This window comes from Arenimonas sp., assembly GCF_035721105.1.
Lineage (GTDB): Bacteria > Pseudomonadota > Gammaproteobacteria > Xanthomonadales > Xanthomonadaceae > Arenimonas.
Window position 1 is genome coordinate 1 of the sequence record NZ_DASTNG010000015.1, and the last position, 17,764, is coordinate 17,764.

The window sequence follows — 17,764 nt, forward strand, 5'->3', positions numbered from 1 at the left end:
GCCGGTTCCGCATCGCGCGCACGGGCGGAAGCCGCGGGCGACGGCGCGGGCCGCTGCCGGATCCAGTCGCTGTAGCCGCCGACGTATTCACGCACGTTCCCATCGCCTTCCAGCGCCAGCGTCGACGTCACCACGTGGTCGAGGAAGTCGCGGTCGTGGCTGACCAGCAGCAGCGTGCCTTCGTATTCGCCGAGCAGTTCTTCGAGCAGCTCCAGGGTCTCGACGTCGAGGTCGTTGGTCGGTTCGTCCATCACCAGCACGTTCGAGGGCTTGGCGAAGAGCTTGGCCAGCAGCAGGCGGTTGCGCTCGCCGCCGCTGAGCTTGGTGATCGGCGCCAGCGCGCGATCGGGACTGAACAGGAAGTCCTGCAGGTAGCCCATGACGTGCTTGCGGCTGCCGTTGATTTCGATGAACTCGCGGCCCTCGGACACGTTGTCGAGCGCGTTCCAGTCCTCGCGCAGGGCGCCGCGCAGCTGGTCGAAGAAGGCGACCTCGAGGTTGGTGCCGACCCGCACTTCGCCCGACTGCGGCTGCAGGTCGCCCAGCAGCAGCTTGAGCAGGGTGGTCTTGCCCGAGCCGTTCGGGCCGATCAGGCCGATCTTGTCGCCGCGCTGGATGACGGTGCTGAAGTCGCGCACCAGCACGCGCGACGCGCTGCCGTCGGGCGCCGCCGCGGGGAAGGCGAAGCTGATGCCCTTGGCCTCGAACACCTTGCGGCCGGACTTCTCGGCGCCGGCGGCGGCCAGCTTGACGTTGCCCTGCTGCTCGCGGCGCTCGGCGCGCTCGCGGCGCATGGCCTTGAGCGCGGTCACGCGGCCCTCGTTGCGGGTGCGGCGGGCCTTGATGCCCTGCCGGATCCAGACTTCCTCCTGCGCCAGCTTCTTGTCGAACAGCGCGTTGGCCTGGGCCTCGGCGTGCAGGCGCTCCTCGCGGCGGCGCAGGAAGTTGGCGTAGTCGCCGGGCCAGCTGGTGACCTGGCCGCGGTCGATCTCGACGATGCGGGTGGCCAGGTTCTTGAGGAAGGCGCGATCGTGGGTGACGAAGACCACGCTGCCGCCGAAGTTCTTGAGGAACTCCTCGAGCCAGGCGATCGATTCGATGTCCAGGTGATTGGTGGGCTCGTCGAGCAGCAGCAGGTCCGGTGCCGCCACCAGCGCCTGCGCCAGCAGCACGCGGCGCTTCATGCCGCCCGACAGGGCCTGGAACTCGGCGTCCTCGGGCAGGTCGAGCTTGCTGATGACCTGTTCGACCCGCTGTTCGATCTGCCAGCCGTTGCCGGCCTCGATCCGGGCCTGCACCGCGCCCAGTTCGTCCATGTCGATGTCGGCGCCGTCGTGCAGCATGTGGTGGTAGCGCGCCAGGTCCGCGCCCAGCGCGCCCAGGCCCATGGCCACCACGTCGAACACGCTGCCCGAAAGATCCTTGGGCACTTCCTGGGCCAGCCCGGCCAGCGTGCCCTCGCGCTTGATGACGCCGTCGTCGGGCGTGATGGCGCCGGCCACCAGGCGCAGCAGGGTGGACTTGCCGGCGCCGTTGCGGCCGACGATGCAGACGCGCTCGTTGCGCTCGATCGCCAGGTTCACGGACTCGAGCAGGAGCGGGCCGCCGACCGAGTAGTCGACGCCTTGGAAGGTGATCAGGGACATGCGCGCAGTTTACAGGCTCGATCGCCCCGAAGCCCGCGCCGGATGCCCTAAGATCGGACCAGACCCCCGGGAACCCCGCCATGGCCCGCACCGCCCGCTTCCGCGCCTGCCCCCTTTGCGAAGCCATCTGCGGCCTCGAGCTGCAGTACGAGGCCGACACGCTGGTGGCGATCCGCGGCGACGCCGCCGATCCGTTCAGCCGCGGCCACGTCTGCCCCAAGGGCAATGCCCTGCTCGACCTCGAGGCCGATCCCGACCGCCTGCGGCGCCCGCTGCGCCGGCGCGGCAAGGACTGGGAGGAAATCGGCTGGGACGAGGCCCTGGCCGAGGCCGGCGAGCGGCTGGCCGCCGTCCAGCGCGAACACGGTGCCGACGCGGTGGGCGCCTACCTGGGCAATCCCAACGTCCACCACTTCGGCCACATCGCCTACCTGCCGCCGCTGCTGCGCAGCCTGCGCTCGCGCAACCTGTTCAGCGCCTCGTCGGTGGACCAGTGGCCCAGCCAGCTGGTCGACTGGCTGATGTACGGGCACCAGTTCCTGCTGCCGATCCCCGACCTCGACCGCACCGACTATTTCCTGATGCTGGGCGCCAACCCGGTGGCCTCGAACGGCAGCCTGATGACGGCGCCGGGCATCGCCCGCCGGCTCGAGGCGCTGGTGGCGCGCGGCCGGCTGGTGGTGGTGGACCCGCGTCGCACCGAGACCGCCGCCATCGCCAGCGAGCACGTCTTCATCCGGCCGGGCAGCGACGCCTGGTTCCTGGTCGCCCTGCTGCAGGCGCTGCTGGCGCTGGGCCCGCCGCGGACCGAGGCCTACGCCGGCAAGCTCAACGGGCTCGAGCCCGCGCTGCGGGCGCTGCAGGCCGTGGATACCGCCGACGTCGAAGCCCGCACCGGCGTGCCGCGCGCCCGGATCGACGCGATCGCAGCGGACTTCCGCGCCGCGCCCGCGGCCGTCGCGTATGGCCGCATGGGCGTGTCCACCCAGGCCCACGGCACGCTGTGCCAGTGGCTGATCCAGCTGGTGAACCTGGTCACCGGCAACCTCGACCGGGTGGGCGGCGCCTTGCCGAACGAACCGGCCTTCCCGGTCACCGGCCCCGGCACCGCCGCCGGCCATCGCGATCGCTGGCGCAGCCGCGTGCGCGGCCTGCCCGAGTTCGCCGGCGAACTGCCGGTGTCGGTGCTGGCCGAGGAAATCCTGACGCCCGGCGAAGGCCAGCTGCGCGCCCTGCTCACCTGCGCCGGCAACCCGGTGCTGTCGACGCCCGACGGCCGCGGCCTGGACCGCGCGCTGGCCGGCCTGGACTTCATGGTCTCGATCGACGTCTGCCTCAACGAAACCACCCGGCATGCGCACCTGGTGCTGCCGCCGGCCTCGCCGCTGACCCAGCCGCACTACGACATCCACTTCAACGCCTTCGCGGTGCGCCGCGTCGCCCGGCTCAGCCTGCCGCTGCAGGAGCGCGCCGCGGACGAGCGCGCCGACTGGGAAATCCTCGACGGCCTCGGCGCCGCCTACGCCGCGGCGGCCGGCAAGCCCTGGCGTCCGCTGCTGCCGCCGCTGGCGCTGCTCGACGCCGGCCTGGCCCGCGGCGACAGCGGCCTGGACGTGGCGGCCCTGGCCGCGGCGCCGCATGGCCTGGACCTGGGGCCGCTGCGGCCCTCGCTGCTGTCGCGGCTGGAAACCGAAAGCGGCGCGATCGACTGCGCGCCGCCGCTGCTGATGGCCGCACTGGAGGCCCTGGTCGCCGCGCCCGCCGATGCCGGCGGCCTGCGCCTGGTGGGGCGCCGGCACGTGCGCAGCAACAACTCCTGGATGCACAACGCGCCGCGCCTGGTGAAGGGGAAGCCGCGGCACCAGCTGATGATGCATCCCGACGACCTGGCCGCGCGCGGGCTGGCCGACGGCGCGCGGGTCCGGGTGAGCTCGGCGGTGGGCAGCATCGAGACCGACGTGGTCGCCAGCGATGCGCTGATGCCCGGCGTCGCCTGCCTGCCGCACGGCTTCGGCCACGACCGGCCGGGTACGCGCCAGGCGCGTGCCCGCGACGTGGCCGGCGCCAGCTACAACGACCTCACCGATCCGTCCGCGCTGGACCCGCCCAGCGGCAATGCCGCGCTCAATGGCCTGCCGGTGACGGTGACGGCGGCCTGAGCCGCCGACGGCCTATTGGCCGCCGTGCCGCAGCCAGCGTTCGGCGACGGTGGCGTTGCCGAACACGCGGCCGTTGGCGCCGCGCTCAAGCGCCAGGATCTCGCCGTGCTCCATCGCCCCGAGGATGTCGATGCGGGTGACCACGAAGGCGACCTGGATCTGGTCCAGGCCCATCTCGATCAGCGCATCGATCATGAACGGCACCTCGTGCTCGCCCTCGCGCTCGCCCAGGGACTCGACCACCATCAGCTTGCGCGCCTTGCGGAGACGGACCTGTTCGGCCACCTGGGTCCAGTAGGCAATGGAGATGTCGCGATTGTCGCGCGACCCGGAAACGTGGGCGTAGAGGTAACCGGGGCGGTCCTCGAAGACGAGGCGGATATCGGGAGGCAGTGGAATCACTTGGAAATTCTTGCGCGGGGGGACGCGTAGTCTAGCGCAGGCACCCACGGCATTTCCCGCGTCGATCGCGTCGCCGCGCGTGGCGCGGCGGCACGGGAGCGTCTGGAAGCAGGGCCCGCGGGCCGCGGACGCCGGAGGTCAGGCGGCGAGCAGGCGCCGGTGGTCGACCATCAGGCAGCGGTCCTGGACGACGTCGATGCCCGCGGCCATCAGCGCTTCGGCGAAGGCGTCGTCGCGGATGCCCGACTGCAGCCAGACCGCGCCGGGGCGCTTGGCCAGGAGATCGTCGAGGTGTCCGGCCAGGTCCTTGGACTTGCGGAAGACATTGACCAGGTCGATGTCGCCCGGGATGTCAGCCAGGCGGCGGAACACCGGGCGGCGCAGGATCGTTTCGACCTCGGGGTAGTAGACCGGCACCGGCACCACGTCGAAGCCCGCGCGTTCGAGGTAGCGCGGCACTTCGATCGCGGGCTGGCCGCGCTGGGTCTCGGTCTTGATCCCGAGCACGGCGATGCGCCGCACCCGGGCCAGCAGCGCCCGCAGCGCGTCGTCGCTGGAAAGCAGTTGGCCGCGGGCGCCCGGGGCGTTCATCAGTGGTGGTGGCCGCCGGCGCCGTGCACGTGGCCGTGCAGGACTTCCTCGACGCTCGCCTCGCGCACTTCGGTCACTTCGATCGCGAAGTGCAGGTTCTGGCCGGCGAGCGGATGGTTGCCGTCGACGGTGACCATGCCGTCCTCGATCTTGGCGATGACGACCGAGATCGCACCCTGCGGGGTCTGGGCCTGGAACTGCATGCCGACCTCGAGCTCGTCGACGCCCTGGAAGGCTTCGCGCGGCACGACCTGGACCAGCATCTCGTTCGGGGTGCCGTAGCCCTCTTCGGGGCTGACAACGACGTCGAACTTGTCGCCGGCCTGGCGGCCTTCCATCGCCTTCTCCAGGCCCGGGACGATGCCGCCCACGCCGTGCAGGTAGGCCAGCGGCTGGCCGCCGCTGGACGAATCGAGCACCGCGCCGGCGTCGTTGGTGAGGGTGTAGTGGAACGTGGCGACGGTGCGCTCGGCGATCTGCATGGGAATCCTTGGAAAGTACGCCGGCACCGGCATCACCGGGCGGCTGGGAAAGGCCGCATAGGCTAGGCCAACCGCCCCGCCCAAGCAAATGAACCAGGTTCATTTGATTCAAATGAACCTGGTTCATTTGCTTGGAGGAATGAAAAAGCCCCGGCCGTTGCGGGCCGGGGCTCGTTCTTGCGCTGCCTGGCGGCAGGCAGCCGGATTACATCGGCTGCACTTCGTCCGCCTGCATGCCCTTCTGGCCTTTCACGACCTTGAAGGAGACCTTCTGGCCTTCCTGCAGGGACTTGAAGCCGGTGCCCTGGATGGAACGGAAGTGGACAAACACGTCCTCGCCGCTTTCCGGGGTGATGAAGCCAAAGCCCTTGGCGTCGTTGAACCACTTCACGGTTCCAGTCTGACGATCCGACATATCTCTAATCCTTAAATAACAGTTGTTGGGTAACCACGATTAACCGTGATACCGGCAACCGCAGTACACGCACCCTACTCGCTTATGGCCCGGAAAGCTAATGGCGTACAATCCGGGGTCCTTTTGCCCCTCCCCAGACCCCCGCCGAGACCCCATGTCAGCCTTCGCCACCGAGCGCGTGCTCACCGTCCGGCACTGGAACGACGCCTATTTCAGCTTCACCACCACCCGGGACGACGGCCTGCGGTTCGACAACGGCCAGTTCGTGATGATCGGGCTGGAGGTGGCCGGCCGGCCGCTGATGCGCGCCTATTCCATCGCCAGCGCCAACTGGGAAGAGCACCTGGAGTTCTTCAGCATCAAGGTCCAGGACGGCGCCCTGACCTCCCGGCTCCAGCACCTGCAGCCCGGCGACGACGTCCTGGTCAGCCGCAAGCCCACCGGCACCCTGCTCATCAGCGATCTGCACCCGGGGCGGAACCTCTACCTGCTGGCCACCGGCACCGGCCTGGCGCCCTTCCTGGGCGTGGTGAAGGACCCGGAGACCTACGAGCGCTTCGAGAAGGTGATCCTGACCCACGGCGTCCGCGGGGTCGAGGACCTCGCCTACCACGACTACATCGTCAACGAGCTGCCGCGGCACGAGCACCTGGGCGAGATCATCGGCCGCCAGCTGCTGTACTACCCGGCGGTCAGCCGCGAGCCGTTCCGGCATTCGGGCCGCCTCACCACCCTGATGGAAAGCGGCCGGCTCCAGGCCGACCTCGGGCTGGCGCCGCTGGACGCCGCCCACGACCGCGCCATGATCTGCGGCAGCCCGCAGATGCTCGCCGACTTCCGCGCCCTGCTCGACGCCCGCGGCTTCCAGGCCGCGCCGCGCATCGGCACCCCGGGTGAATATGTGTTCGAGCGCGCCTTCGTCGAGAAGTAGTCGCGCTGGCGGCCGCCGCGCCGCCTCGCCTATCCTCCGGGCATCGCCACGGAGACGCCGATGCCCCTGCTCGTTCGCCTTGCCCTGCTGGCCCTCGCGCTGGCCTCGCTGACGGGCTGCCTGAGTCCCGGCGCCACCCGCGGATCGATCGCGACCCGCCTGGTCGAAGCCCCGGCCGGCGGCTCCGGACGGGTGCTGGTGGTGGTCCTGCCCGGCCGCGGCGACGACCTGCAGGGCCTGGCCGACAGCGGCATCGCCGGCGCCATCCAGGCCGCCTGGCCGCAGGCCGACGTGCTGCTGGCCGAAGTCGGCCTGGGCTATTACTACGAAGGCCGGATGCCCGAGCGCCTGCACGCCGAGGTGATCGCCCCGGCGCGGGCGCGCGGCTACGCCGGCGTCTGGCTGGCCGGCGCCTCGCTGGGCGGCATGGGAACCCTGCTGTACGAGCGCAGCCACCCGGGCGAGCTCGATGGCCTGGTGCTGCTGGCGCCCTACCTGGGCGACCGCGGCCTGCTGGCCGAGATCGGCGAAACCGGGCTGGCCGGCTGGGCCCCCGGTCCGCGGCCGGCCGAGATCAACCGCAAGACCTACCAGCGCGAGGTCTGGCGCAACCTGCAGGGCTGGGCCGCGAGCGGTCGCGGCGACGCGGTGTGGCTGGCCTACGGCGTGGACGACCGCCTTGCGAAGGCCATTGGCCTGCTGGCGCCCGCGCTGCCCGCCGACCAGGTGCTGGCCCGCCCCGGCGGCCACGCCTGGGTCGTCTGGACGCCTGCCGCGGGCGAAGTCTTCGCCCGGATCCGCGACCGGCACGAGGCACGCTGACGCCATGGACCGACGCCTCCGGACACTCTGCCTCGCCGTGCTGGTGGCCACCGCCGCCGTGGCGGCACCGGCCGCACCGGCCCGCGCCGAAAACGAGCGACCGGCCGTCGGCAGCGTCCCCCCCGCCATCCACGGCAAGGACTGGCAGGGCCGCGACGTCGATCTGTCGGCCCACCAGGGCAAGGTCGTGATCGTCACCTTCTGGGCCTCCTGGTGCGGTCCCTGCCGCCGCGAGCTGCCGATGCTCGACGCGATCCGCAAGACCGTCGGCCCCGACTACCTGGAGGTCATCGCCGTGAACCAGGGCGAGACCCGTCAGGCATTCCGCGGCGTCCTGCGCGCCAACAAGGACACCCAGCTGACCTGGCTGCACGATCCGCGCGACGTCAACGGCAGCAACTATGGCGTCAAGGTGCTGCCGAACATGTTCATCATCGGCCGCGACGGCAGGATCGCCTCGCGCCACCTGGGCTACGGCGAGGAATCGATCCGGGAGATCGTGCAGGAAGTGATCGCCCTGCTGCCCCCGGAGGCGCTGGCGCGCCCCGCGAACGCGCCCTGACCCGGCTCAGCCCAGCAGCTTGGCGAGGTCCTTGCCGATTTTCTCGGGGGTATCGGTCGGCGCGTAGCGCTTGACCACCTGGCCGTCCTTGTCGACCAGGAACTTGGTGAAGTTCCACTTGATCGCCTCGAGCCCCAGCAGGCCGGACTTCTCGGACTTCAGCCACTGGTAGAGCGGATGCGCCTTGGCGCCGTTGACCTCGATCTTGGCGAACATCGGGAAGCTGACGTCGTAGGTGAGCGAGCAGAAGTTCTTGATCTCCTCGGCATCGCCCGGCTCCTGGTGCCCGAACTGGTCGCAGGGGAATCCCAGCACGACCAGGCCCTTGTCGGCGAAATCGCGCGAGAGCTTCTCGAGCCCGGCGTACTGCGGGGTGAAGCCGCACTTGGAGGCGGTGTTGACGATCAGCATGGCCTTGCCGCGGAAGTCGGCGAGCGACTGCGGCTTGCCGTCGAGGGTGGTGGCGGAGAAATCGTAGACGCTGCTCATGGCGGGCTCCGGTGGGGTGCGGGAAGCCTAACGCAAGCGCCCCCGCGCCGGTGTCTGCGGCGCGTGTTTCACGCCACCTTTACGAATGCGGCGCGACCGGCCGCCGCCCCTGCCTTTCGTCAGGGGTTGTCCGGACGCGGCATGCGTTAGGCTTCGGGGGTTGATCCGACCCCTGCCTCCAAGAACCCTGCAAGGACGTGCCATGACCCACAAGCTTTCCCTCGCCCTCGCCGCCGCGCTCTGCGTGGCCGTGCCCGGCGCCGCCTTCGCCCATGACCCTGCGGTCGAGGCCGCCGCGCCGATGCCCGCCAACCCCTTCTTCACCGCCAGCACCCTGCCCTACCAGCTGCCGCCCTTCGACCAGATCCAGGACGCGCACTACGCGCCGGCCTTCGAGAAGGGCATGGCCGACCAGCGCGCCGAAATCGACGCGATCGCCAACAACCCGGCCGCGCCCAGCTTCGACAACACCATCGTCGCGATGGAGAAGACCGGCGCCCTGCTCAACCGCACCGCCGCGGTGTTCTTCAACCTGGCGGGCGCCAACACCAACCCGGCGATGCAGAAAGTGCAGGCCGAGATGGCGCCGAAGCTGGCCGCGCACCAGGACGCGATCGTGCTCGACGGCAAGCTGTTCGCGCGCATCAAGGCGCTGTACGACCAGCGCAACGACCTCGGCCTCGACGCTGAATCGGTGCGCCTGCTCGAGCGTTACCACACCGACTTCGTCCGCGCCGGCGCCAACCTCTCCGATGCCGACAAGACCACGCTCAAGGCCATGAACGCCGAGCTCGCCACCCTGTCCACCACCTTCAGCCAGAACGTGCTCAAGGAAGTGCAGGCCTCGGGCGTGCTGGTGTCGGACGTGAAGGAGCTCGACGGCCTGTCCGCCGACGCCATCACCGCCGCCGCCGAAGCCGCCAAGGCCGCCGGCAAGGAAGGCCAGTACCTGATCGCGCTGATGAACACCTCGGGCCAGCCGCCGCTGTCCTCGCTCACCAACCGCGCGCTGCGCAAGAAGATCATGGACGCCTCGCTGGGCCGCAACAGCCGCGGCGGCGAGTTCGACAACCGCGCCATCGTCGCCCGCGTCGCCAAGCTGCGGGCCGAGCGCGCCGCGCTGCTGGGCTACGCCAACCACGCCACCTACGTGCTCGAGGACGAGACCGCCGGCACCGTTGGCGCCGTCAACAAGCTGCTGTCCGACCTGGCCCCGGCCGCGGTCGCCAACGCGCGCAAGGAAGCGGCCGACATGCAGGCCATCATCGACGCCGAAAAGGGCGGCTTCGCGCTCGAGGCCGCCGACTGGGCCTTCTATGCCGAGAAGGTGCGCCAGGCCAAGTACGACTTCGACGAGTCGCAGCTGCGCCCCTACTTCGAGATGACCTCGGTGCTCGAGAACGGCGTGTTCGAAGCGGCCGGCCAGCTCTACGGCCTGACCTTCAAGCGCCGCACCGACCTGCCGACCTACCATCCGGACGTGATGGTGTACGAGGTGTTCGAGGCCGACGGCAAGCCGCTGGGCCTGTTCCTGGGCGACTTCTACGCCCGCTCGAACAAGCGCGGTGGCGCCTGGATGAACGCCTACGTGCCGCAGAACGGCCTGACCGGCACCCAGCCGGTGGTGGCCAACCACCTCAACATCCCGAAGCCGGCCGCGGGCCAGCCGACCCTGCTGACCTTCGACGAGGTCACCACCATGTTCCATGAGTTCGGCCACGCGCTGCACGGCCTGTTCTCGAACGTGAAGTACCCGCAGTTCGCCGGCACCTCGGTGCCGCGCGACTTCGTCGAGTACCCCTCGCAGGTCAACGAGATGTGGGCCACCTGGCCGTCGATCCTGGCCAACTACGCCAAGCACTACCAGACCGGCGAGCCGATCCCGCAGGCCCTGCTGGACAAGGTGCTGGCCGCCGAGCAGTACGGCCAGGGCCACGCCACCACCGAGTACCTGGCGGCGGCGATGCTCGACCAGAGCTGGCACCAGCTGGCGGCCAACGAAGTACCCAGCGACACCCTGGCCTTCGAGGCGCAGGCGCTGAAGTCGGCCGGCCTGGATTACGCCCCGGTGCCGCCGCGTTACCGCAGCACCTACTTCTCCCACATCATGGGCGGCTACTCGGCGGGCTACTACGCCTACCTGTGGTCCGAGGTGCTGGACGCGGAGTCGGTGGAGTGGTTCAAGGAAAACGGCGGCCTCAAGCGCGAGAACGGCGACCACTTCCGCAAGACCCTGCTCTCCCGCGGCGGCAGCGTGGACGCCATGCAGCTCTTCCGCGACTTCCGCGGCCGCGATCCGCAGGTCGGTCCCCTGCTCAAGCGTCGCGGCCTCGAAGTGGCGCCCGCTTCGGCCCAGTAACCGGTTCCTAGCGTGACCAGGCGCCCGGCTTCGGCCGGGCGTCTTTTTTTTGGACACGGAAAGAGCGGATAAGAGCCGATAAACACGGATAAAGCTTTTGGATTGGACCGCGGCCAGACCGGATCTCCGCGCACAAAAAAACGCCCGGTTTCCGCCGGGCGTTCCTTCTAACCAAGACCCACTAAAAGCCTTTCGGCTCTATCCGTGTTTATCGGCTCTTATCCGCTCTTTCCGTGTAACCGCTTTAAAAAGCCCCACACCCCATCAGGCATTGCGATTGCAGGCCCGCAGCTCCTTGTTCAGAACCTCGGCCTTGGACACGTACTGCTTGGCCAGCACGCGCACCACGAAGCTGTGGTCGCGGTCCAGGACGACCTTCTGGAAGGTGGTCTGCAGCTGGCCCTCGACCTCGGCCATGCGCACGTAGCGCTCGGCGCCGGCTTCCGGCCACTGCTTGCGCAGGCCGGCGTAGGCGTTGCTGAGTTCGCCCAGGGTGGTTTCGGATTTCTTGGTGGCCTTCTTCTTGCCGGCCACCGGCTTCACTTCGCCGGAGAGTTCGGCCGCCAGGTCGGACTTGGCCTTGGCCAGGCGGGTGAACAGGGTGCTGAGCTTCTTGTCCTTCACTTTCTGCGCCGCTTCCTCGTAGAACGCGGTCCCGTCTTCGCTGATCTCGATCAGGTCGGAGAGGTTGTTCGTGGTATCGGTCATGCGGCGCTCCTTGGCGTGAGGGTTGGGCAGCGCGATCGTCCCGTCGCCCAAGCCAGGCGGCGGAGGGTCCCGGGAAGCGGGATCCGGACGATCGCGAAGGGAAGCGAACGACGCTGGCAACGACCCGTGGGGTGTTATCAGCCCGTGAATCATACGTTCCACGAGGTGAAAATTCGGTTATTCGGCCGGCCAGCCAGATTTCAAACGACTGATTAAACCGCGTTCACCGGAGATCACTTCACGATGCCGGACGATCAGCGCGAATACCGCCACGACTGCATGACCCCGTCCCGGTAGGGCATGACCCCATGGAACGGCCGGGGATCCCCGTCGAAGACCAGGGGCAGGAAATGGCGGTCCCCCTCCCACAGGGACAGCGTCTCCAGGGCTCCGATCTCCACCCAGGCCAGGTCCCCCTCCTCGTTACGCGGCGGCACCTCGCCGGACCAGGCCTCGATCACGAAGACGAAGCCCAGCCAGTCCTCGCCGTGCTTGCCGAAACCCGGCCAGCTGATGGTGCCGCGCAGCGACATCGCCCCGCATTCGATCCCGGCTTCTTCCCGGATCTCGCGCCGCATGCCCGACATCACGTCCTCGTCCGCCTCCAGCTTGCCGCCCAGGCCGTTGTACTTGCCCAGATGGTGGTCGCCGGGCCGCGCGTTGCGATGGACCATCAGCACCCGGCGGCGATCGGCGGACAGCACGTAGCCAAGCGTGGCGACGATGGGCGTGTAAGGCATGGCGGCTCGCGGTGAAGGGGACCAGGCCGACAGCATCGTCGCTCACGGCGCCGCCCGGCAAGCCGTCGCGGGGACGCCGGGGCGCGTGGGAGAATGCGCGCATGCCTTCCCTCCCCGCTCCCCGCGTCGCCGTCATCGGCGGCGGCCCCGCCGGCCTGATGGCGGCCGAAACCGCACGCGCGGCCGGCTGCGAGGTCGACGTGTTCGAGGCCAAGGGCTCGGTCGGGCGCAAGTTCCTGATCGCCGGCAAGGGCGGCCTCAACCTCACCCACGGGGAACCGCGACGCGATTTCGAGCGGCGATTCGCCGGCCGCCAGGCCGAGGTCGCGGGCTGGCTGGCGGACTTCGACGCCGATGCGCTGCGCGAGTGGGCCCGCGGCCTCGGCGTGGACACCTTCGTCGGCAGCTCCGGCCGCGTGTTCCCGACCGACCTGAAGGCGGCGCCCCTGCTGCGCGGCTGGGTGCGGCGCCTGCGCGAACAGGGCGTGCGCTTCCATGTCTCGCATCGCTGGCGCGGTCCGTCCGACGACGGCGTGCTGCGCTTCGACACCCCCGACGAAGCGCGCGAGTACGCGGCAGATGCCACGATCCTGGCGCTGGGCGGCGGCAGCTGGCCGCAGCTCGGCTCGGACGGCGCCTGGGCCGGGCCGCTGGCGGCGGCCGGCGTCGACGTGGCGCCGCTGCTGCCTTCGAACTGCGGCTTCGACGTGGACTGGACGGCGTTCTTCCGGCAGCACTTCGCCGGCGCGCCGATCAAGCCCGTGCGCCTGGCCATCGACGAGGGCCCGAAGCCGCCGGCCTGGCGCCAGGGCGAATGCGTGGCCAGCGAACACGGCATCGAGGGCAGCCTGATCTATGCGCTGTCGGCCGCGCTGCGCGACCGCCTGGCCGCCACGGGCGCCGCCACGCTGCTGATGGACCTGGCGCCCGGCCGCGAGCGCGAGCGCCTGCAGGCCGAGCTGTCGCGCCCCCGCAAGGGCCGCAGCCAGGGCGAACACCTGCGTCGCAGCACCGGCCTGGACGGCGTCAAGGCCGCCCTGCTGCGCGAGGTGCTGGGCAAGGACGGCCTGGACGATGCGGCGACGGTCGCGGCCAACATCAAGTGCCTGCCGCTGAAGCTGCGGCGCCCGCGCCCGATCGCCGAAGCGATCAGCAGCGCCGGCGGGATCCGGCTGGAAGGGCTGGACGAACGGATGATGCTGCGCAGCCACCCCGGCCTGTTCGCCGCCGGCGAGATGCTCGACTGGGAAGCACCGACCGGCGGCTACCTGCTCACCGCCTGCTTCGCCTCGGGCCGCCGCGCCGGGGCCGGCGCGGCGCAGTGGCTGCGGCTCAGGGCGCCGGCGGCTCGCTGAAGTCGTACAGGGTCACGTCGAACACCAGCATGCCGCGCGGCGTGCCCGGCGACGGTGGCTGCATGTCATAGGCCAGGTGGCCGGGGATCCAGAAGCGATAGCGATCGCCGCGCGACATCAGCCGCAGGCCTTCCTGCCAGCCCTGGATCAGCTGGTCGAGGCGGAACACGGCGCGCTGGTCGCGAGCCACCGAGCTGTCGAACAGCTGGCCATCGGTGGTCCAGCCGCTGTAGTGGATGACGATCTCGCTGGTCGGGCCGGGCGAGCCTTCGCCCTGCCCGCGCGCCAGCACCTTGTAGGCCAGGCCGGACGAGGTGCGCAGGGCGTCGGCCGGCGGCGCGGCGACGTCGGCGGGCACCTGCACCGGGTTGTTCTCGCCGACCACCGTCAGGTCGATCACGTGCAGCAGGTTGGGCATGCCCGGGTAGCCGGGCAGCAGGCGGTCGGGCTGGATCCACCAGCGGCGGGTCTCGCCGATCGGCGTGGTCAGGATGGCGCGCGCCAGGCCCGGCTGTTCCGCGGCCAGCCGGCGCAGCATCGCCACCGTCGGGCCGGTCTCGCGGGCGCTGGCGCGGGTGACGCCGTCCGAGCTCCAGGCATCGGCGCGGTACTCGACCCATTCCCCGGAGAAATAGCGCTCGGGCCCCGCGGCCGGCTTGAGCACGACGTAGCTCATGCCGCTGGCGGTCTCGATCGCCTGCGGCGGCGGCGCGGCCAGCGGCTGCGGCGCGCGGATCGGGTCCAGCGCCAGGGCCAGGCCGGGCGTGCACAGCAGCAGGACCAGCAGTCGGGATCGCAGGGACATCGGGGCACTCCGGGACGGGCGTGGGGGAACCGCGCGGAGGTTAGCAGACGCGCGGCCGCTCACCACTCGGTGCGCGCGGGCAGCAGGCCGCGCAGTTCAGCTTCGGTGAGGTTGCGCCAGCGGCCCGGCTTGAGTTCGGCCAGCTTGACGTTGGCGATGCGGATGCGGCGCAGCTGGGTGACGCGGTAGCCGAACGCGGCCGACATCAGGCGGATCTGCCGGTTCAGGCCCTGGGTCAGCACGATCGAGAAACCGAACTTGGCGATCTTGCGGGTGCGGCACGGCATGGTCATCTCGCCGTGGATGCGCACGCCCTTGGCCATGCCGCGCAGGAATTCCTCGGTCACCGGCTGGTTCACGCCGACCAGGTATTCCTTTTCCTTGTGGTTCTCGGCGCGCAGGATCTCGTTGACGATGTCGCCGTTGCTGGTCAGCAGGATCAGCCCTTCGGAATCCTTGTCCAGCCGCCCGATCGGGAAGATGCGCTGCTCGTGGCCGACGAAGTCGACGATGTTGCCCTTCACCGCCGAATCGGTGGTGCAGGTGATGCCCACCGGCTTGTTGAGCGCGATGTAGACGTGGCGGCGGACACCGGGCCTGGCGGCGCGCTTGGCCAGCACCTGGCCGTCGATCCGGACCTCGTCGCCCTCCTCCACCTGGGTGCCGATGCCGGCGGGCAGCCCGTTGACGGTGACGCGGCGCTCGCTGACCAGCCGGTCGGCCTCGCGCCGGGAGCAATAGCCGGTGTCGCTGATGTGCTTGTTCACTCGCATGGAAGGGGGCCGGCCGGGTGCCGCAGCGCGTCAGAAGTGGCGCGCATCCTGTCACGCCGGGCCGGGCAAGTCACCGTGGCCTTGTGGTCGAGGGCGCCCGGCACCGGAAAATCTGGGGGCCGACGGCGCCGGAAACGTGACGCAGTCGGCGGAAACGGTCCGGCGCGCCCGCTGGCATGGAACATGCAGCGCCCTACGGTGCCATCCCCCCACCAAGGAACCACGCCATGGGCATCGTCATCCCCTTCCCCACCCGCCAGGTCATGGACGACGAGCTGGCCATCCAGCTCTGGGAACTCGTCATGGCCGGCGAGATCGGTACGCCGGAATACCGCCGCCTCGACGCCGAGATCAATCGCCGCCGGGCCCTGGCCACTGCGCCGCGCCAGCAGGCCGCGGGCGCCCGCCCCTGGCGCTGAGCCGGCGATGCCCACCGCCGCCTTCGGCAGTCGCTGGAGTCGCCGCACCCGTGCGGCGCGACGCTCGCGGCGTCAGCCCAGCTTCCGGATCCGGAAGTTGCGGCCCTTGATCTTTCCGGCCCTGAGCTTATCCAGGGCCTTGCTGGCCTGGCTGCGCTCGATCGCGACATAGGTCCGGGTCGCGAACCCGTCGATCTTGCCGATGGCCGTGGCCGGCAGCCCCGCGGCCCCGGTCAGCGCGCCCACCAGGTCGCCGGGCCGCAGCTTGTCCTGCCGCCCCGCGTCCACCACCAGGGTGGTCATCGCCGGCGGCGCCGGCTTGCCGGCCTTGCGCGACAGGTCGATGCGCTCCCAGCGCACGGCCTTGCCCAACTGCTCCTCGATGCCGACCACGCGCCGGCGCTCGTCCGAGGCCACCAGCGCCAGCGCCAGCCCCTCGCCGCCGGCCCGTCCGGTGCGGCCGATGCGGTGGGTGTGGGTATCCACGTCGCTGGCCACGCCATGGCTGACCACCAGCGGCAGGTCCTTGATGTCCAGGCCACGCGCGGCCACGTCGGTCGCCACCAGCACCTGCACGCTGCGGTTGCCGAAGCAGACCAGCACCTCGTCGCGGTCGCGCTGCTCGAGGTCGCCGTGCAGGGCCAGCACCGAGAAGCCGCGCTGGGCCAGGTCATCGGCGACCTGCTGCACGTCGCGGCGGGTGTTGCAGAAGACCAGCGCCGACTCCGGCTTTTCGTCGGCCAGCAGCAGGGCCAGGGCGTCGGTCTTGCGCGGCGCCTCGACTTCGTAGAAGCGCTGCAAGATGGCGGCGACCTCGCCGTCGGCGACCGTGTGCTCCTCGGGCTCGCGCTGGAAGCGGCGGCCCAGGGCGCGGATTTCCTCGGGGAAGGTGGCCGAGAACAGCAGCGTCTGCCGGCTCGCCGGGGCCTGCGACAGGATGCCGGCGATGGCCGGTTCAAAGCCCATGTCGAGCATCCGGTCGGCCTCGTCCAGCACCACCACGCGCAGCGCATCGAGCACCAGCGCGCCTTCGTCGATCAGCTCCTGCAGGCGGCCGGGCGTGCCCACCACCACGTGCGGCGGATGCACCAGCGAGGCCAGGTGCGGCCGCAGCGGCACGCCGCCACAGAACACCGAGACCTTGATGTTGGGCATGAAGCGCGCCAGCCGGCGGATTTCCTTGCCGACCTGGTCGGCCAGCTCGCGGGTCGGGCACATCACCAGCGCCTGCACCTGGCCGGCATCGGGCTGCAGCTTCGACAGCAGGCCCAGGCCGAAGGCGGCGGTCTTGCCGCTGCCGGTGCGGGCCTGGGCGATCACGTCGCGGCCGGCGAGGATCGGCGGCAGGCTGGCGGCCTGCACGGGGGTCATCTGGCGGTACTCAAGTACCTCCAGGGCCTGCTGCAGTTCGGGCGGCAGGGGCAGTGGCGAGAAGTCGGTCATGCCGCATTCTCGCACGGCCGCGCCGAGTCCCGGCTCAGCCGCCCGGGCTCACCAGCTCGGCCAGGAAGTGCGACAGCACCCGGGGTTCCATCAGCACCGTGAACAGCACGCCGTAGGCGGCACCCGACAGGTGGGCGCTGTGGTTGATGCCGTCGGACTGGCGGTGGTTCATGTAGACCGAATAGCCGGTGTAGAGCGCCGCGAAGATGATCGCCGGGACCGGGATGAAGTAGACGTAGATCAGCTCCCAGGGCCGCAGCAGGATGAAGGCGAACAACACGGCCGACACCGCGCCCGAAGCGCCCAGGGTCACGTAGTTCGGATCATCGCGGTGCTTGAGGTAACTCGGCAGCGCCGACACGACCAGCGCCGACAGGTAGAACCAGAGGAAACCCAGCGGACCGAGGTACTGGGCATAGAACCCCTCCATCAGCCGGCCGAAGAAGTACAGCGTGAACATGTTGAACAGCAGGTGCATGAAATCGGCATGCACGATGCCGTAGCCGAGGAACCGGTGGTACTCGTGCCGGCGCGACACCGCCGGCGGCCAGAGCACCAGCGCGTTCCGCAGCGCGTCGTTGCTGAATCCGAGCCATGACACCAGGCTGGTGGCGATGATGATCGCCAGGGTGATCGAGAATTCCATGGGCTTCCTTGTCCGGG

Annotated in this window: 19 protein-coding genes; 7 read left to right on the forward strand and 12 right to left on the reverse strand. The window is 70.1% G+C overall.

Translation table 11 applies throughout. The features are described 5' to 3' along the window. The coding region (gene abc-f / locus VFQ84_RS01380; RefSeq protein WP_325128434.1) for a ribosomal protection-like ABC-F family protein at nucleotides 1–1,646 on the reverse strand (1,646 nt) is incomplete at its 3' end. An 80-nt stretch (nucleotides 1,647–1,726) separates the two neighbouring features. Between abc-f and VFQ84_RS01385 the strand changes: the two genes are divergently transcribed. Next, nucleotides 1,727–3,805 (forward strand): molybdopterin oxidoreductase family protein, encoded by a 2,079-nt coding sequence (locus VFQ84_RS01385; protein ID WP_325128436.1) that lies wholly within the window; start codon nucleotides 1,727–1,729, stop codon nucleotides 3,803–3,805. A 12-nt stretch (nucleotides 3,806–3,817) separates the two neighbouring features. Here VFQ84_RS01385 and VFQ84_RS01390 read toward each other — a convergent pair whose 3' ends face one another. The 4 genes from VFQ84_RS01390 to VFQ84_RS01405 all read right to left on the reverse strand — a co-directional run bounded on the left by VFQ84_RS01390 (nucleotide 3,818) and on the right by VFQ84_RS01405 (nucleotide 5,695). Then, complete coding sequence (locus tag VFQ84_RS01390; RefSeq protein WP_325128439.1) at nucleotides 3,818–4,207, reverse strand: hypothetical protein; 390 nt, start codon at nucleotides 4,205–4,207, stop codon at nucleotides 3,818–3,820. 138 nt (nucleotides 4,208–4,345) lie between these two features. Beyond that, nucleotides 4,346–4,798, reverse strand: a complete 453-nt coding sequence (locus tag VFQ84_RS01395) for a CoA-binding protein (RefSeq protein WP_325128441.1) — start codon at nucleotides 4,796–4,798, stop codon at nucleotides 4,346–4,348. Then, nucleotides 4,798–5,280: a peptidylprolyl isomerase gene (gene slyD, locus VFQ84_RS01400; RefSeq protein WP_325128444.1), complete on the reverse strand. Its 483-nt coding sequence runs from the start codon at nucleotides 5,278–5,280 to the stop codon at nucleotides 4,798–4,800. The genes VFQ84_RS01395 and slyD overlap by 1 nt, the downstream gene beginning before the upstream one ends. 205 nt (nucleotides 5,281–5,485) lie before the next feature. Next, the gene (locus VFQ84_RS01405) at nucleotides 5,486–5,695 is read right to left on the reverse strand and encodes a cold-shock protein (protein ID WP_290778779.1); all 210 of its coding nucleotides are present in this window, start codon (nucleotides 5,693–5,695) and stop codon (nucleotides 5,486–5,488) included. Nucleotides 5,696–5,849: 154 nt separating this feature from the next. Between VFQ84_RS01405 and VFQ84_RS01410 the strand changes: the two genes are divergently transcribed. Genes VFQ84_RS01410 through VFQ84_RS01420 form a run of 3 tightly spaced genes read left to right on the forward strand, consistent with a single transcriptional unit; the run spans nucleotide 5,850 to nucleotide 8,010 of the window. Continuing rightward, entirely contained in the window at nucleotides 5,850–6,626 is a 777-nt protein-coding gene (locus tag VFQ84_RS01410) for a ferredoxin--NADP reductase (protein ID WP_325128450.1), read from the forward strand. Between the two features lie 60 nt (nucleotides 6,627–6,686). Then, nucleotides 6,687–7,448 (forward strand): alpha/beta hydrolase, encoded by a 762-nt coding sequence (locus tag VFQ84_RS01415; protein WP_325128452.1) that lies wholly within the window; start codon nucleotides 6,687–6,689, stop codon nucleotides 7,446–7,448. Between the two features lie 4 nt (nucleotides 7,449–7,452). Next, nucleotides 7,453–8,010, forward strand: coding sequence for a TlpA disulfide reductase family protein (locus tag VFQ84_RS01420; protein WP_325128454.1), 558 nt, complete (start codon nucleotides 7,453–7,455; stop codon nucleotides 8,008–8,010). 6 nt (nucleotides 8,011–8,016) lie between these two features. Here the strand turns inward: VFQ84_RS01420 and VFQ84_RS01425 are convergent, their stop codons facing one another. After that, entirely contained in the window at nucleotides 8,017–8,499 is a 483-nt protein-coding gene (locus VFQ84_RS01425) for a glutathione peroxidase (RefSeq protein WP_325128456.1), read from the reverse strand. Between the two features lie 202 nt (nucleotides 8,500–8,701). Between VFQ84_RS01425 and VFQ84_RS01430 the strand changes: the two genes are divergently transcribed. After that, nucleotides 8,702–10,858 (forward strand): M3 family metallopeptidase, encoded by a 2,157-nt coding sequence (locus VFQ84_RS01430; protein ID WP_325128458.1) that lies wholly within the window; start codon nucleotides 8,702–8,704, stop codon nucleotides 10,856–10,858. A gap of 264 nt (nucleotides 10,859–11,122) precedes the next feature. Here VFQ84_RS01430 and VFQ84_RS01435 read toward each other — a convergent pair whose 3' ends face one another. Next, on the reverse strand, nucleotides 11,123–11,566 hold the full coding sequence (locus tag VFQ84_RS01435) for a PA2169 family four-helix-bundle protein (protein WP_325128460.1): 444 nt from the start codon (nucleotides 11,564–11,566) through the stop codon (nucleotides 11,123–11,125). 254 nt (nucleotides 11,567–11,820) lie between these two features. Further along, complete coding sequence (locus VFQ84_RS01440; protein WP_325128462.1) at nucleotides 11,821–12,306, reverse strand: 8-oxo-dGTP diphosphatase; 486 nt, start codon at nucleotides 12,304–12,306, stop codon at nucleotides 11,821–11,823. Nucleotides 12,307–12,407: 101 nt separating this feature from the next. Between VFQ84_RS01440 and VFQ84_RS01445 the strand changes: the two genes are divergently transcribed. Further along, on the forward strand, nucleotides 12,408–13,661 hold the full coding sequence (locus VFQ84_RS01445) for a TIGR03862 family flavoprotein (RefSeq protein WP_325128465.1): 1,254 nt from the start codon (nucleotides 12,408–12,410) through the stop codon (nucleotides 13,659–13,661). Here the strand turns inward: VFQ84_RS01445 and VFQ84_RS01450 are convergent. Next, nucleotides 13,639–14,466 (reverse strand): FKBP-type peptidyl-prolyl cis-trans isomerase, encoded by an 828-nt coding sequence (locus VFQ84_RS01450; protein WP_325128467.1) that lies wholly within the window; start codon nucleotides 14,464–14,466, stop codon nucleotides 13,639–13,641. The two genes, VFQ84_RS01445 and VFQ84_RS01450, sit on opposite strands and share 23 nt — an antisense overlap. A 59-nt stretch (nucleotides 14,467–14,525) precedes the next feature. Beyond that, nucleotides 14,526–15,239 carry a pseudouridine synthase gene (locus VFQ84_RS01455; RefSeq protein ID WP_325128469.1) on the reverse strand — a complete coding sequence of 238 codons (714 nt, stop codon included), beginning with the start codon at nucleotides 15,237–15,239 and terminating at the stop codon, nucleotides 14,526–14,528. Nucleotides 15,240–15,466: 227 nt separating this feature from the next. Between VFQ84_RS01455 and VFQ84_RS01460 the strand changes: the two genes are divergently transcribed. Next, complete coding sequence (locus VFQ84_RS01460; RefSeq protein WP_325128471.1) at nucleotides 15,467–15,658, forward strand: hypothetical protein; 192 nt, start codon at nucleotides 15,467–15,469, stop codon at nucleotides 15,656–15,658. A 72-nt stretch (nucleotides 15,659–15,730) separates the two neighbouring features. Here VFQ84_RS01460 and dbpA read toward each other — a convergent pair whose 3' ends face one another. Further along, nucleotides 15,731–17,101 carry an ATP-dependent RNA helicase DbpA gene (dbpA, locus tag VFQ84_RS01465; RefSeq protein ID WP_325128473.1) on the reverse strand — a complete coding sequence of 457 codons (1,371 nt, stop codon included), beginning with the start codon at nucleotides 17,099–17,101 and terminating at the stop codon, nucleotides 15,731–15,733. A 34-nt stretch (nucleotides 17,102–17,135) separates the two neighbouring features. Beyond that, complete coding sequence (locus tag VFQ84_RS01470) at nucleotides 17,136–17,747, reverse strand: rhomboid family intramembrane serine protease (RefSeq protein WP_325128475.1); 612 nt, start codon at nucleotides 17,745–17,747, stop codon at nucleotides 17,136–17,138. Between the last annotated feature and the right edge of the window lie 17 nt (nucleotides 17,748–17,764).